At 41.9% G+C, this 13,658-nt stretch carries 18 protein-coding genes; all 18 read left to right on the forward strand.

Annotation, left to right across the window (positions count from 1 at the left end; all coding sequences use genetic code 11):
- Positions 1–12: 12 nt before the first annotated feature.
- The 18 genes from rlmD to FTX54_RS05625 all read left to right on the forward strand — a co-directional run bounded on the left by rlmD (position 13) and on the right by FTX54_RS05625 (position 13,649).
- A complete protein-coding gene (rlmD, locus tag FTX54_RS05540) occupies positions 13–1,395 on the forward strand; it encodes a 23S rRNA (uracil(1939)-C(5))-methyltransferase RlmD (RefSeq protein ID WP_147804072.1) in 1,383 nt (460 codons plus the stop codon).
- A 1,028-nt stretch (positions 1,396–2,423) separates the two neighbouring features.
- Positions 2,424–2,591 (forward strand): hypothetical protein, encoded by a 168-nt coding sequence (locus tag FTX54_RS05545; protein WP_187254581.1) that lies wholly within the window; start codon positions 2,424–2,426, stop codon positions 2,589–2,591.
- A 352-nt stretch (positions 2,592–2,943) separates the two neighbouring features.
- Positions 2,944–3,444 carry a hypothetical protein gene (locus tag FTX54_RS05550; RefSeq protein ID WP_147804073.1) on the forward strand — a complete coding sequence of 167 codons (501 nt, stop codon included), beginning with the start codon at positions 2,944–2,946 and terminating at the stop codon, positions 3,442–3,444.
- A gap of 17 nt (positions 3,445–3,461) precedes the next feature.
- The gene (gene gvpT, locus FTX54_RS05555; protein ID WP_187254582.1) at positions 3,462–4,205 is read left to right on the forward strand and encodes a YtxH domain-containing protein; all 744 of its coding nucleotides are present in this window, start codon (positions 3,462–3,464) and stop codon (positions 4,203–4,205) included.
- 28 nt (positions 4,206–4,233) lie between these two features.
- Positions 4,234–4,623, forward strand: a complete 390-nt coding sequence (gene gvpU / locus FTX54_RS05560) for a gas vesicle accessory protein GvpU (protein ID WP_147804075.1) — start codon at positions 4,234–4,236, stop codon at positions 4,621–4,623.
- A 19-nt stretch (positions 4,624–4,642) separates the two neighbouring features.
- Entirely contained in the window at positions 4,643–5,092 is a 450-nt protein-coding gene (locus FTX54_RS05565) for a hypothetical protein (protein WP_338485598.1), read from the forward strand.
- A gap of 24 nt (positions 5,093–5,116) precedes the next feature.
- On the forward strand, positions 5,117–5,380 hold the full coding sequence (gvpA, locus tag FTX54_RS05570) for a gas vesicle structural protein GvpA (RefSeq protein WP_147804077.1): 264 nt from the start codon (positions 5,117–5,119) through the stop codon (positions 5,378–5,380).
- Positions 5,381–5,527: 147 nt separating this feature from the next.
- Entirely contained in the window at positions 5,528–5,806 is a 279-nt protein-coding gene (gvpO, locus tag FTX54_RS05575) for a gas vesicle protein GvpO (RefSeq protein ID WP_147804078.1), read from the forward strand.
- 2 nt (positions 5,807–5,808) lie between these two features.
- Positions 5,809–6,834, forward strand: coding sequence for a gas vesicle protein GvpN (gene gvpN / locus FTX54_RS05580; protein ID WP_147804079.1), 1,026 nt, complete (start codon positions 5,809–5,811; stop codon positions 6,832–6,834).
- A 27-nt stretch (positions 6,835–6,861) separates the two neighbouring features.
- A complete protein-coding gene (locus FTX54_RS05585) occupies positions 6,862–7,608 on the forward strand; it encodes a GvpL/GvpF family gas vesicle protein (protein ID WP_147804080.1) in 747 nt (248 codons plus the stop codon).
- Entirely contained in the window at positions 7,605–7,850 is a 246-nt protein-coding gene (locus FTX54_RS05590) for a gas vesicle protein GvpG (RefSeq protein ID WP_147804081.1), read from the forward strand. Before FTX54_RS05585 ends, FTX54_RS05590 begins: the two co-directional genes overlap by 4 nt.
- A gap of 15 nt (positions 7,851–7,865) precedes the next feature.
- Entirely contained in the window at positions 7,866–8,690 is an 825-nt protein-coding gene (locus FTX54_RS05595; RefSeq protein WP_147804082.1) for a GvpL/GvpF family gas vesicle protein, read from the forward strand.
- 12 nt (positions 8,691–8,702) lie between these two features.
- Positions 8,703–8,957, forward strand: coding sequence for a gas vesicle protein (locus FTX54_RS05600; protein ID WP_147804083.1), 255 nt, complete (start codon positions 8,703–8,705; stop codon positions 8,955–8,957).
- Positions 8,957–9,253 (forward strand): gas vesicle protein K, encoded by a 297-nt coding sequence (locus tag FTX54_RS05605; RefSeq protein WP_147804084.1) that lies wholly within the window; start codon positions 8,957–8,959, stop codon positions 9,251–9,253. Before FTX54_RS05600 ends, FTX54_RS05605 begins: the two co-directional genes overlap by 1 nt.
- Positions 9,254–9,271: 18 nt before the next feature.
- On the forward strand, positions 9,272–9,595 hold the full coding sequence (locus tag FTX54_RS05610; RefSeq protein WP_147804085.1) for a gas vesicle protein: 324 nt from the start codon (positions 9,272–9,274) through the stop codon (positions 9,593–9,595).
- Between the two features lie 327 nt (positions 9,596–9,922).
- Complete coding sequence (locus FTX54_RS05615) at positions 9,923–10,954, forward strand: ABC transporter ATP-binding protein (protein WP_147804086.1); 1,032 nt, start codon at positions 9,923–9,925, stop codon at positions 10,952–10,954.
- Positions 10,926–11,927, forward strand: coding sequence for an ABC transporter ATP-binding protein (locus FTX54_RS05620; protein ID WP_147804087.1), 1,002 nt, complete (start codon positions 10,926–10,928; stop codon positions 11,925–11,927). The genes FTX54_RS05615 and FTX54_RS05620 overlap by 29 nt, the downstream gene beginning before the upstream one ends.
- Before the next feature lie 30 nt (positions 11,928–11,957).
- The gene (locus FTX54_RS05625; protein ID WP_147804088.1) at positions 11,958–13,649 is read left to right on the forward strand and encodes an ABC transporter substrate-binding protein; all 1,692 of its coding nucleotides are present in this window, start codon (positions 11,958–11,960) and stop codon (positions 13,647–13,649) included.
- The last annotated feature ends 9 nt before the right edge of the window (positions 13,650–13,658 follow it).

The raw sequence follows: 13,658 nt of genomic DNA on the forward strand, positions 1-13,658 counted from the left end.
GATGGGTGAACAATGAGTGATACACAAAAAGTGACAATAACAAAGGGACAAAAGTTTCCTCTAACGATTAAAAGGCTGGGAATTGACGGAGAAGGTGTAGGGTTTTTTAAAAGACAGGTAGTGTTTGTACCCGGTGCCCTTCCAGGTGAAGAGATCGTTTGTGAAGTGGTTAAAGTTTCGCATAAATTTGCGGCAGGTAGAATTGTGAAAATACGGAAACGTTCCCCTGATCGCATGACAGCTCCCTGTCCTTTTTATGATAAGTGTGGAGGCTGCCAGCTCCAGCATTTAAATTATAATGGCCAGCTCCGTGAAAAAAAAGATATCGTTCGTCAGGCATTTGAGCGTTATACTAAAATTCCACTCGAAAGCATAGAGTTTCACGATACTCTTGGTATGGAAAACCCCTGGCGATATCGGAATAAAAGCCAGATGCAGGCCGGCCGGGTTAAAAATAAAGTTATTGCCGGCCTGTATGAGAGACACAGTAACAGACTTCTTGATATTGATGAATGTATCGTGCAGCATCCTCAAACGGATAAAGTAACAAACATCGTAAAGGAGATTGCTTCAGACCTTCGTCTAACTGTTTATGATACGAAAAAACATAAAGGTTTTCTAAGAACTATCGTTACCCGCACAGGCTTTGAGACAGGCGAATATCAGCTTGTAATCGTTACTGCTGAAAAGGATTTCCCTAAAAAAGATTTGTTTATAGATGAAGTGAAACGAAAACTGCCGGATATAACTTCCATCGTTCAAAACATAAATACTCAAAAAACACCCCTCGTGTTTGGAAACGAAACGATTGTATTAAGCGGAAAAGAACGTATCAGAGAATCATTGAACGGAATGACTTTTGAATTATCAGCCCGGGCTTTTTTTCAATTGAACCCTGAACAGACGAAAGTGCTCTATAATGCGGCAAAGAAAGCAGCACATCTTACCGGGAAAGAAAAAGTTATTGACGCTTACTGCGGGACAGGCACAATAGGTTTATGGACATCAGACCTTGCCTCAGAAGTCCGCGGCATGGATGTCGTCGAAGAGGCGGTTGCTGATGCAAAACAAAATGCAGAAAGAAATGGTCTGAGCCACGTGAGTTTCGAGACAGGAACAGCAGAAAGTGTCATTCCACGATGGGAAGAAGAAGGTTGGAAAGCAGATGTTGTTATTGTCGATCCTCCGAGAACAGGATTGGACAAAAAGCTTCTTCATACACTGATCCAATCAGGTCCGGAAAGAATTGTCTACGTCTCCTGCAATCCTTCCACACTGGCAAAAAACGTAACAGAACTTTCGGAAGGAGGTTACAGATTGGAGAGTCTGCAGCCTGTAGATATGTTCCCGCAGACTTCCCAGGTGGAAACAATCGCTGCTCTAAAGAAGCGTTAAAGTGGAATTCAAGACTTCATATCCACAGTTTTTATAGGAGGAATAGGTGGAGATGCACCAGTATACCGAATTGGGCATTAAATATAATCGTTTAAAAAATGGCTGCCTTGAAAATAAATTATTGAAGCGATGAACGTGCGCTTTCGTTTCCGTGGGGACGCTTTCCGGGCGGTCCGGCTTCAGCTAATCCCTTCCTCCCAGTGGTCAGGAGGGATGGATCTTCGGCTCGTCCTTCATCGCCCCGGAGTCGCCCCATGTCCTCTTCCGCTTACGTTAAAAAGACAGAGCAGGAGCTGCCTTCTAAATAAACAAGCCCCCCTTCTGACCATCTTCCCATCTGTATAGAGGAGAAGTTCCATTCCTATAGAAGGCTATTTACATCCATCATGGTGCAGAGATCCTGCATCAGGGTCTCTCTCTGTTAAAGCTCCGCATTGTTTTTGGAGTGCCTGCGGTTCCTCCGCCTGCCGCGCACGCGGCTTCCCTGACGTTCTAGAGGATCTTCCCGCTTTCTTTTTCCGCAGGGCGTCTCTGCCCTGGCACTGGTTTCTATCTTTGTACCTTCTTGATTCAACCAGCAGGCTTTCTGCATTGGAAAATTAAAACGAAGCGGAAACGTGCCCGTGGAAGAAGGAGATTAGAAGATCCCCCAGGGCGCAGCCCAGCCGGAAATCTCCTCCACAGCCGAGCTGAAGCGAAGTTTCCTTTATTTATTAACAACAGCTTTAAAACAGCTTAAAAAATATTGTTTAGTATCGTCTAATCCTGTTCTGTCAGAGCTGCTTAAATTTTCTTTTAAGCAGCTCATTATTTTGTTCCAGCAGGAGAGCCTTGAATTAAATAACAGAATAAATTTAATTCTGAAAAATAGATAAATTCCTCTTTTGTTAATAATTCATCACGTTTTTATACAAAATTAAACTTAAGTATTGTTATCAATCCATAAGTTTATACGTTTCTAAAGCAGGAAGACAGACTCAGTTTACGAAAGTGTAATAGCGGCTAAAGAATAAAAGGGGGTTATACACATGAACCAAGTGTTCTTTATTTTTCTTATCGGGCTGCTGTTGATGCTTATAGTTAACTTCACTGGAAGAAAATTAATCAACAGCGTTAAGCAGACGACAGGGCAGCTTGTTCTTATTTCATTAGTTCAAGCCTTATTAATTGCTGTGCTTGTCGTATTTGTTTTTTAGCAAATGTGAAAAGTATATAAAACCTTAAAAAGACTGCAGCAATTGTGGATCACAATAGATGAAACTTAAACCGAAGGAAAAATATATCTACATATTGCTTGATAATTTTTTATATTTAAATGAAACGGCTTATTAAGAAACTGTTACATTGAACTTTAAAGGTTTAAAGGTCCTGTAAATAGTGAAAAGAAATTATAAATGCATTAATTGACAAATATATCTTAGAATGAGCGCTTTATTACGAATTATGGATGCTGCTGAATAATTGATTTAAGAAATAATGATTAGAGAGCAGCAGGATGTGGTATTAGATAGAATAGCAGTAATTAACGATAGAACTAGGAGGATGATCATGGCAAAAGCAGATAATAAGCCAAATGAAGAACAGGAACCAACAGAACAGCCGGAATCCAAGAGCGAGTTTACTTTCGATAAAAACTACGTGCTTGCGGGTTCAGCAATCGGCGCAGGAATCGGTTACCTCTCCAGCAGTCGAAACCGAACTGCTTCCGGAGGAGTACTGAAAAAAGTTCTTCAGTCAGAAGCTGCCAGATCACTCAGCTTTCAAATTGGGAGAACTGTACAGGATATTGTGCTGGATCAGGTTCGTTCCAATCTTCAGGAACAGGTCACATCCTATCTTGAACCCAAACAGATTGGTTCCGTAGTCTCTAAAAAACTAATCGATGCAGGTAAAGAAAAGTTTTCTTCGGGAAGCAAAGAATCGAAAGAAACTTCTTCAGCTGGCAGTGATGAACTGGAGAAAGTTAAAAAAGAAAATGAAGAGTTAAAGGAAAGACTCGAAAAAATGGAAAATATGCTCAACAAACTATCTGATTCATCATCTAATTAAGAGGAGGAGTAATATTTATGGCTAAAAACAAAAAGAAAACAGAAGATACATCCCAGGAACAGGAGCAGCAGGAGCAGCAGGAACAACAGGAGCAGAGTGAAAGCAAGGAAAGCAATTCTAAACAGCCCGGCACAATTAAATCTACAATAACCGGTGCTGTAATAGGCGGAGCCGCCGGATACTATTTCAGCCCTAAAAACAGAGATAAGTTAATGGAAAAGATTGAAGGTATTAACAAAGAAAGCATGTCAGAGATGTGGAAAGAAAAGAGCGCCTCACTGGCTGGGAAACTAAAAGAAAAAGCAGCAGAAACAGGTTCTTCCTTAAAAGATTCTGCTAAAAGTTCCATGAAAAATCTATTAACTAAAGAATCCGGAAAAGAAGAGGACGAGGAAGACGAGGAAGATGAGGAAGAAGAGCAGGAAGAGGAAGAAGAACAGGACGAAGAAGAAGAATCCAGCGAACTTGAAGAGGAAAATAAGCAGCTTAAAAACAGAATTGATGAGCTGGAAGAAAAAATGGAAAAATTCATGAGTCAGAATAACGAAGAAGAAGAAGAAGAAGAAGAAGAAGAAGAGGACGAAGAGGAAGAGGATGAGGAAGACCAGAATGAAGAGGAAGATGAGGAAGGAGGCGAGGACGAGGAGGAAGAAGACAGCCAGTCCCCGGAAGATGAGGACGAGGAGGAAGAAGAGTACTCAGGTCAGGAAACGGAAGTTGAAGGGAAAGGCAGCAAAAAGAGTTCTTCTAAAAAGAAATAGCCTCAGCTAAAGTAAAGGAGTCGACAATATGACAGGAATAAAAAAAGAGAAAGACGTTATTCTGCAGCTTTTGATTGAAACAGTTAATGAATATGACGACTACGACGTTCCAATTACGCTGAACGTTAATGGTGCGATCGTAAGCGGCACTTTACTTTCAGCAGAAGCCTATTTCAAAGAAGCGCTTGAAATGTTTGACGACGATACAGAAGCTGACAACCATATATATGAAAAGTTGGAAAAAGCTACTGAACAGCTTACTTCGGGTGAAGAACCTGAAATAAACTACATTCATCTCAAAGACGCGAAAATGTTTGATGCTTCCGGTTCTGCCGTGCCATCTAAAGGCTCGGTAATGTGGCGGGGGAAACTGAAAGAAGTGGATGGATTTTTTGTCGGGAAACTGAAGGAATCCTAATTTTAAAGGAGGTGTAGCCATGGCAGATGAGGCCTCCACGGGAAAAAAAGTGAAAAAGAAGTATAATGAAACAAAAGAGGCAGTAAAAGATGAAGCTGTGGATCAGGCGAAAGAATTTGCTGATGATCATCCCAAGGCTAAAAGCGCAGCAGCAGCCACAGGCATTGGTAAAAAGTTCTATGACACGTTTGAACAGGCCAGGGAGGCTAAGGATGATATAAAGGAAAGTTTCGAAGAGGTCGGCGATAAACTTGGTGAAACAAAAGAAAAGTTTAAAGACCGTGCTGAAGATGCAAAAGATGAACTTGAAAATCAGATGGATAATGCCAAAGAAGAGATTAAGGACAACGCGTTCACACGCGATAAAGACGATGACGACGGTATTAAATCCGCGGCTGATATTAAAGGATACTCTGGCGTAAAGGGGGCCAGCAGTATCAAGGGCGCGTCTTATATTAAAAAACCCTAAAAATTCAGAAGGAGAGATGTAAAGATGGGTATTCAGAAAAGTACAGATTCTTCAAGTCTTGCAGAAGTTATTGACCGTATTCTTGATAAAGGGATTGTAATCGACATTTACGCCCGTATTTCACTGGTAGGTATCGAATTAATTACCATTGAAGCACGAATAGTTATTGCAAGTGTTGATACATGGCTTCGATATGCGGAAGCAGTTGGACTGCTCCGTGATGAAGTACAGGGTGAGATCGATGAAGATCTGTCGGAAGGCAGCAGAGAGCAGTTAAATTTCGCATAAAGTATAATAAAACTGCTTTAAGATGAAGAAAGGCAGCCTAGCCGGCAGCTCTCCTACAGTCAATTTGGCGGCAGGAGAGGGCCGGCTGTGCCTTTTTATAAGCAGTAATGATTGTCGTTTAAACTTTTAATTAAAGGTGGGATTTTGGTGAAAACAGAAGAGATTATTTCTACGACTAAAGATTATTTCCGGGAGTACTTAGCTCCTGTCCATCGTATTACCGCCATAACAAGCCGGGGAAAGAACTGGGAAGTAGGCGTTGAGGTAATAGAAGAAAAAGAATATATGAAACGCTACGGCCGTGACCAGCTCATAGGTACGTATTTAGTGAGACTTGATGAAGATTTGGAAGTTACTTCCTTTGAGCGGACCTCTCTGCGTAAAAGAACTTCTACTTCTATTCATGGCGAAGAAGAGGCGGAATAATCATGAGTGCTCAGAAGCAGGTACAGTCAAGAAGAACAGCCGCCTCCAGCCGAAATGAGTCTATTAATAAAAAGCGTCAGCAAAAGTCAGCTCCCGCTAATAAAAGTCAGCAGAGCGCGAAGCCAGCACCTAAAAAAGAAGCTGCACAACAGGCTCAAAAGAACTATGTAGAAACAGAAGAAACGAACAATCTTATTAAAAGAGCAGTCCGCTGCCTGACGAGCGGTTATCCTATTCACTTAACAGGCAGATCAGGAGCTGGTAAAACCGCTCTTGCATTGGAAATCGCAGCACAAAAAGGCCGCCCGCTTACGGTATTAACAGGTAACCACGAAATGACAAATGAAGATCTTCTTGGTGGAATTACTGGTGTAACCAGTACGAAACTCGTTGATAACTATATCAGGCAGGTATATAAAAAAGAAGTTAATATTAAAGAAAACTGGACGCCGGGAAGACTCGTAGAAGCAGCGGAAAAAGGACATACGCTGATTTATGACGAATTTTCAAGATCCCGTCCCGAGACTAACAACCTGTTTTTATCTATTCTGGAAGAAAGAGTCATACCACTTTATGGAACTAAACAAAAAAAGTCGTACGTCCCGGTTCATCCGGAATTTAATATTATTTTCACTTCCAACCCAATTGAATATGCAGGCGTATTTGAAAAACAGGATGCACTCATGGACCGTTTAATTACGCTGGAAGTGGCTTTCACACAAAAGACTACGGAAATGATTATTCAGCATAAAGCGGAAGTGAAGCAGAAAGATGCTAAATTCGTCTGGGGAGTTTTAAAAAATCTTCAGGAAGAAGTGAAAGAAGCTCAAGGACTTTTAAGTATCCGGTCCGGATTGATGATTGCAACAATTGCTAAACAGGCTGATGTCGCCATGGAAAAAGGGAACGAAGAATTTACGCAGATCTGCCAGGATGTATTAAGTGGTGAAGTCGTCCGGTTCGAAGGGACAGATACTTTTCAAAAAGCTTCAAGTCTTGTGAAACGGGCAGTAGAAAATGCGAAGTAGTTAATTATGATAGAGGGGGACCCGAAGATGGGTTATTATTTATTTGCAGTTATTCCGGAACCGGTGGAGAAAAAATTCTCTCCGGCAAGTTTGGGCGGAGCGAAGCGGGAAGTTATTTCGCTTCCTTACCGGGACATGGCTGCAGTGGTGGCCAAAACTCCGGTACAGATTTATGAGCCTAACAGAAAGAATGCGCGGGCTCACCAGAATGCAGTGAGTGATGTTATGAAAGATCATACCATTATTCCAGTGAGTTTCGGAAATGTCGTTGAAGGAAAGAAAGATGTGGAAGTATTTATGGAACATCTTTACCCTAACTTCGAGAAAATATTTCCTAAAATTGAGAATAAGATTGAAGTAGGACTCAAACTTGTCGGTAAAAAAGAATGGATGCAGAAGCAGGCTCATAACAATCCGAAATTAAAGCAGATGAAAACAAACATCGAAACAAAATCTAAAGCAGCCGGCTATTATGATCGTATGGCCCTCGGTGAAGCGAGCAAAAAATTTATCGGCTCCATTCATGAAGAATTTGAGAAAGAAATTTTCCACCCGCTTACCAAAATAGCCGACTCTGCTAAGTCCAATGAAGTTATTAACGAGCGGATGCTTCTGAACGCAGCGTTCCTTATAGATAAGGATAAAGAGGAAATTTTTGATAAAAAAGTCAATGAGTTGTATGCTAAATGGAACGATAAAATAGATTTTTCCTACACCGGTCCATGGCCTGCATATAATTTTATCGATTTAAAGGTGAAAGCAGGTGCAACATGATACTAAAACTCTTCACATGGCCGTTCGACACAATACGCTTTGTTGGGGAGAAAGTAAAAGAAGAAGTAGATAAAGAACTCTATGATCTCGAAACGATCCAGAAAAAACTGGCGAGACTGCAGATGATGCTGGAACTGGAAGAGATTTCCGAAGAACTTTATGAAAGAGAAGAAGAAGTGCTCCTGGAAAGATACCGCATAGCGAAACAAATGGAGCAGGATGAACAGGAGCAGCAGGAGTAAGAGGGGGTAGTATTCATGGGAGAGTATTATTATGTTTATGGTTTTATGCCGGCACTTTCAGAAAAAGAACGGCCAAAACTAAAAGGAATGGACGGCAGTTCACCGGTCATGTTTCATCAATATGAAGATATAAGTGCTGCTTACAGTCCGGTTTCATCTGACGTTTTTTCAGAAGAGCAGCTCCAGAAAAACGTAGAGGATATGGAATGGTTAAAAGATCATGCTTTCCATCATCATCAAGTAATGAACGAACTCCAGTCTCACGCTGTCATAATACCGCTTTCATTCGGCACTGTTTATGAGTCGATAGAAAATTTGGAAGCAGCACTAGCAGCGTATTCGGAAGAGATGAAACATCTATTTAATGAATTAAAAGGAAAAGAAGAATGGAGCGTAAAAGTTTACGTAAAACGTTCTTTATTTGATGATGATTTTTCGAAAAATGAAGAGGAAATCAAGCAGCGGAAAGAAGAAATAGCACAGATGTCAAAAGGAAAGCAGTTTTTCGCTTTGAAAAAGCTTGATGCCTGGCTGAAAGAGAGAGCTGACGAAGAAATTGACCGATTATGCAGAGAATTGCATGAAGACCTTGTGAAGCTTACTTCGGATTTTCTGAAAAAGAAGGTATGGGATCAAAAAATCAGCGGCCGGGAAGAAGAAATGGTCTCCAACGCGGTTTACCTTTTTAAAGACAGCGAAGCAGTGAACCAGGGAATTCAAAAAGTGAAAGAATTTCAGGAGAATGCAGAAAAAAATTATAACGGTCTGCTCGTGGAAGCTACCGGTCCATGGCCATCCTATCATTTTGCAAAACTGCAGGAGCCTGAACAGAAGCAGTAAGGAGGAACATGCATGGCGCGTGAACTAAATAAGAATGATGATGTGGCCCTCCTCGACGTCCTGGATGCAGTGCTGGAAAAAGGTGTTGTTTTAAAAGGGGACATTATGATTTCCATCGCAGGCATTGATCTTGTTTACCTGGATCTGCGAATTTTACTCACTTCTGTAGAGACACTTATCCGCAGTACGGAAGAAGGAATGCTGGAGAGGGAAGCACTTGATAAGGAAAATGCAGAACTGCAGGCTGAAAAAGGAGGAGAAGATTAATGGATAAAGCACCTCAGCTGCTGAACAGCAGCCCAGGAAAAGTTTCACTTGATCCCGAAAAGGCACAGGAAGGACTGGCTCAGCTTGTTCTGACCGTTATTGAACTCTTAAGAGAACTGGTGGAAAGACAAGCGATGCGCAGGGTTGAAAACGGCTCCCTGACAGATGAAGAAACAGAAAGGCTTGGAGAAGCATTATTTAATCTCCAGGAAAAGATGGACGAAATGAAAGAGTATTTTAATTTGACTGATGAAGATTTGAATATTGATTTAGGTCCACTTGGTAATTTGTTATAAAATAAGGGAGGTCTTTTGATGTCCGATCACGATGCGGTTAAACATCCGGTATCATCAAACAGTCTGGTTGATGTATTAGAAACGATATTGGATAAAGGTGTAGTTATAGCAGGAGATATTTCCATCAGCCTTGCTGATGTGGAATTGATTACAATTCGTATTAGACTTCTAATTGCTTCTGTTGACAAAGCGAAAGAAATTGGAATGGACTGGTGGGAAACAGATCCTTACTATTCCTCCAAAGGAATTGAGCTTCAGCGGGAAAATAATCAGCTGCAGGAACAAATACAACAGCTGGAAGAAAGATTGACAGAAACAGAAGAAAGAAATAAAAAATCTTAATTTGGTTAAATCCTTTCTGCTAAAAATCAGAAAGGATTTTTTCTTTGTTAAATTATTTTAAGATAATTCAGATAAAAGAATTGCTGTAGAAACTGAGTATTCCTGCTTAGGCACGAAGTGGCAAGGAAAATTGCTGACTTTTAAGCATACTTGATACATACATAATGATTCAAATTATTCCATGATTTTATAAAATATTGAAAATTGTAATTGATTATTCCTGAATAGTGTAGTACTTTGATTTTAGGTCATTATTTTTAGAAAATTATAAATTTCTTTACATATTTAATAGAAACATAATCACATGTCGACAATCAGGGGGCAGACATGAATAAAAAAGTATTGGAAGTCAACAATTTACAGACACACTTTTTTACTGACAGTGGTGAAATTCCTGCGGTAGATGATATTAGTTTTTTTATTGAGGAAGGAGAAGTTCTGGGAGTTGTTGGAGAATCGGGGTGCGGGAAAAGTGTAACTTCTTTATCAATAATGGGCCTTGTACCTAAACCGCCTGGGGAAATCGTAGGGGGAGAAGTACTTTTCCGGCAGCACGGGGACAAAGAACCACAGAATCTGGTCAAGCTTTCCCAAAAACAGATGCGAAAAATACGTGGAAATCAAATATCGATGATCTTTCAGGAACCAATGACTTCTCTTGATCCACTGTTTAAAATAGGATTTCAAATTACCGAGGGTCTTCGCAGACACAGAAAGATGTCGAAGAAAGAAGCAGCCAGAAAAGCAGTGGAACTTCTCGAACTAGTGGGAATTCCAAGACCGGATGCTGTTGCAGACGAATATCCCCACCAGCTTTCAGGAGGTATGCGTCAGCGCGTGATGATCGCAATTGCGATGTCAGGAGATCCGGAAGTACTCATTGCTGACGAGCCCACAACGGCGTTGGATGTAACGATTCAAGCGCAGATTCTTGAATTAATGAAACGGCTTAATGACGAGCAGGGCACAGCTATTCTGCTCGTTACTCATGATCTCGGTGTCGTTGCCGAAATATGTCACAGGGTTGTCGTTATGTATGCTGGGAAAGTAGTGGAACAGGGAGACGTAAGAACCATTTTAAAAGACCCGAAACACCCCTATACTCAAGGGCTTATACGATCGCTGCCGAAGCTCTCGAACCGCGATAAACGGCTCTATTCAATTCCGGGGAATGTTCCTAAACCCGGATCCATAAGGACAGGCTGCCGTTTTGCAGCCAGGTGTCCGCACGTATTTGATAGGTGTGTCAAAGAAGATCCAGAGCTATTAAATCTTAAAGAAGGGCATTTATGCAGATGCTTCCTTTACGATGAGAATGGAGGCGTAGCGGATGACAGTAAAGCCACTGCTGAAAGTTAATAATTTAAAGAAATTCTTTCCGTTAAAAGGAGGAGTTTTCGGGAAGCAGGTAGGCGAAGTCAAAGCAGTTAACGATATTACCTTCGAAGTGTATGAAGGGGAGGTATTGGGCATTGTGGGAGAATCCGGATGCGGAAAATCAACTGCTGGAAAATCCCTTCTCAGATTAATCGAACCTACGGATGGCGAAATTATCTTCGACGGAAACAATGTAACAGATATGACTAAAGAAGAAATGCGCAAAATGCGGCGCGATATGCAGATTATTTTTCAGGATCCATATGCTTCCCTTAATCCAAGACACAATGTAGAAAAAATTCTCGGCGAGCCGCTTTTAGTGCATGGAATTGGAGATAAAGAAACGAGGAAAGAAAAAGTAAAGGAAATTCTTGAAATCGTCGGCCTTCCCGGAGAACACGCTTCCCGTTACCCTCACCAGTTCAGCGGAGGTCAGAGACAGCGTATAGGAATAGCAAGAGCATTGATTGTCAGACCGAGGCTGATTGTCTGTGATGAACCTGTCTCTGCTTTGGACGTATCCATTCAGTCCCAGATATTAAATCTGATGGAGGATCTCCAGGAAGAATTTAACTTGACCTATATATTTATTGCGCATGATTTAAGTGTAGTAAAACATATCAGCCATCGGATAGCAGTCATGTACCTTGGAAAAATAGTGGAACTTGCCTCCAATGAAGATTTGTATAAAGAGCCGCTTCACCCTTATACACAATCTCTAATGTCTGCAGTGCCGGAACCGGATCCCGACGTAAGTAAAGACAGGATAATTCTGGAAGGAGATGTTCCGAGCCCTTCCAATCCGCCTGCCGGCTGTCCGTTTCATACGCGCTGTCCGTCAGTAATGGACGTATGCCGGACCGTGACACCCGAATTTCGGGAAATTAAAGCTAACCACTTTGCTTCCTGCCACTTGTATAACGAAGAAAATACAACGGCAGAGAAAGCAGATTAATCTATATATAATTTAAAAGGGGGAAAAGAAATGAAAAAATCACTTGTACTATCATTTGCGGCAGCGACAGTTCTTACGTTTACAGCCTGCGGCGGAAATGACGGCGGAAATGATGGAGAAGGGGACGTGGACACAAATGAAAATGCCACGGAAACCAATGACAGTGAAGAGGGAGAAGATGGAGGGGATGAAGCATCGCAGCCAGCCGAAGATCAGACATTGATCTTTGCCAGAGGGGGAGATTCTGTCAGTCTGGACTATGCGAGTGTCACTGATGGAGAATCATCCCGCGTTACCCAGCAGATTTATGAAAGCCTTCTTACTTTTGAAGAGGACTCGTTTGAAATCGGCCCGGGACTTGCTGAAGACTGGGAAGTCGCTGACGACGGTCTCAGCTACGTGTTTACGCTGCGTGAAGGTGTAACATTCCATGATGGGACTGATTTTAACGCAGAAGCAGTTAAACTGAATTTTGAGAGATGGGCGGATCCTGATCACGAGTATCATTTTGCTGATGAGGGATATGCATACAGCGTTTATGGTACACAGTTCGGCGGTTTTCAAGGTGATGAAGGCCATGTCATAGATGAGATTAACGTGCTGAGCGACTATGAAGTCGAGTTTGTACTGAATGAGACGCTCGGTTCTTTCCTTCAAAATATGGGAATGAGCTACTTTTCAATGACTTCGCCGGCTGCTTTTGAAGAATACGGAAGTGAAATTAATGAAAATCCGGTAGGGACAGGACCATTTCAGTTTGTAAGCTGGTCCAGAGATGACAGTATCGTTCTTGAAAAATATGAGGATTACTGGCAGGAGGATCTTCCTAAGCTTGACTCTGTTATCTTCCAGGTAATTCCTGATAACTCTGCCCGTCTTACCGCTCTTCGGTCCGGTGAAATTGATATTATGGATGGATTGAATCCTGATGATCTGGAAGCCCTTGAAGGAGAAGAAGGAATCACTACATTTGAGCGGGCTACAAACAATATTGGTTACCTTGGTTTTAACGCGGATAAGGAACCATTTGACGACCCGGAAGTGCGCCGTGCACTGAACCATGCTATCGATAAAGAAACATTAATATCTGTTCTGTATGCCGGTATGGCTGAGCCTGCAAAGAACCTGATTCCGCCGGACTACCTTGGTTATAATGACGAAATTGAGCCATACGAGTATGATCCGGAACTTGCTGAGCAGATGCTTGCAGATGCCGGACAGGAAGGTCTGGAGATGGATCTGTGGACTATGCCTGTAGCAAGGCCTTATATGCCGGATCCGGAACGGGCAGCTGAAGTTATGCAGGCTAACCTCTCCGATATCGGTGTCACTGCCAATATTGTCAGTATGGAATGGGCAACGTATCTGGAACAGACAGAAGCAGGCGAACATGATATATTCATGCTCGGCTGGTCAGGTGTAAATGGAGATCCGGATTATTTCTTTGGAAACCTGCTTCATTCTGACGCTATTCCAGGAGGAAACAGAACTTTTTATCGCAACGAAGAAGTAGACAGCCTGCTTGATCAGGCAAAAACCAGTATCGATGAAGATGAGCGTGCAGAGCTTTACATGGAAGCACAGGAGCTTATCCATGAAGACGCGCCTATGATTCCATTAGTACACTCGATTCCTGTTCTTGCAGGAAGTGAGCGGGTGCAGAACTATGTTCCACATCCACAGACGAGTGAACCTTTAACAGAAGTCGAACTGAGCGAATAATATTAAAAG

This window comes from Alkalicoccus halolimnae, assembly GCF_008014775.2.
In the GTDB taxonomy this organism is placed as follows: domain Bacteria; phylum Bacillota; class Bacilli; order Bacillales; family Salisediminibacteriaceae; genus Alkalicoccus; species Alkalicoccus halolimnae.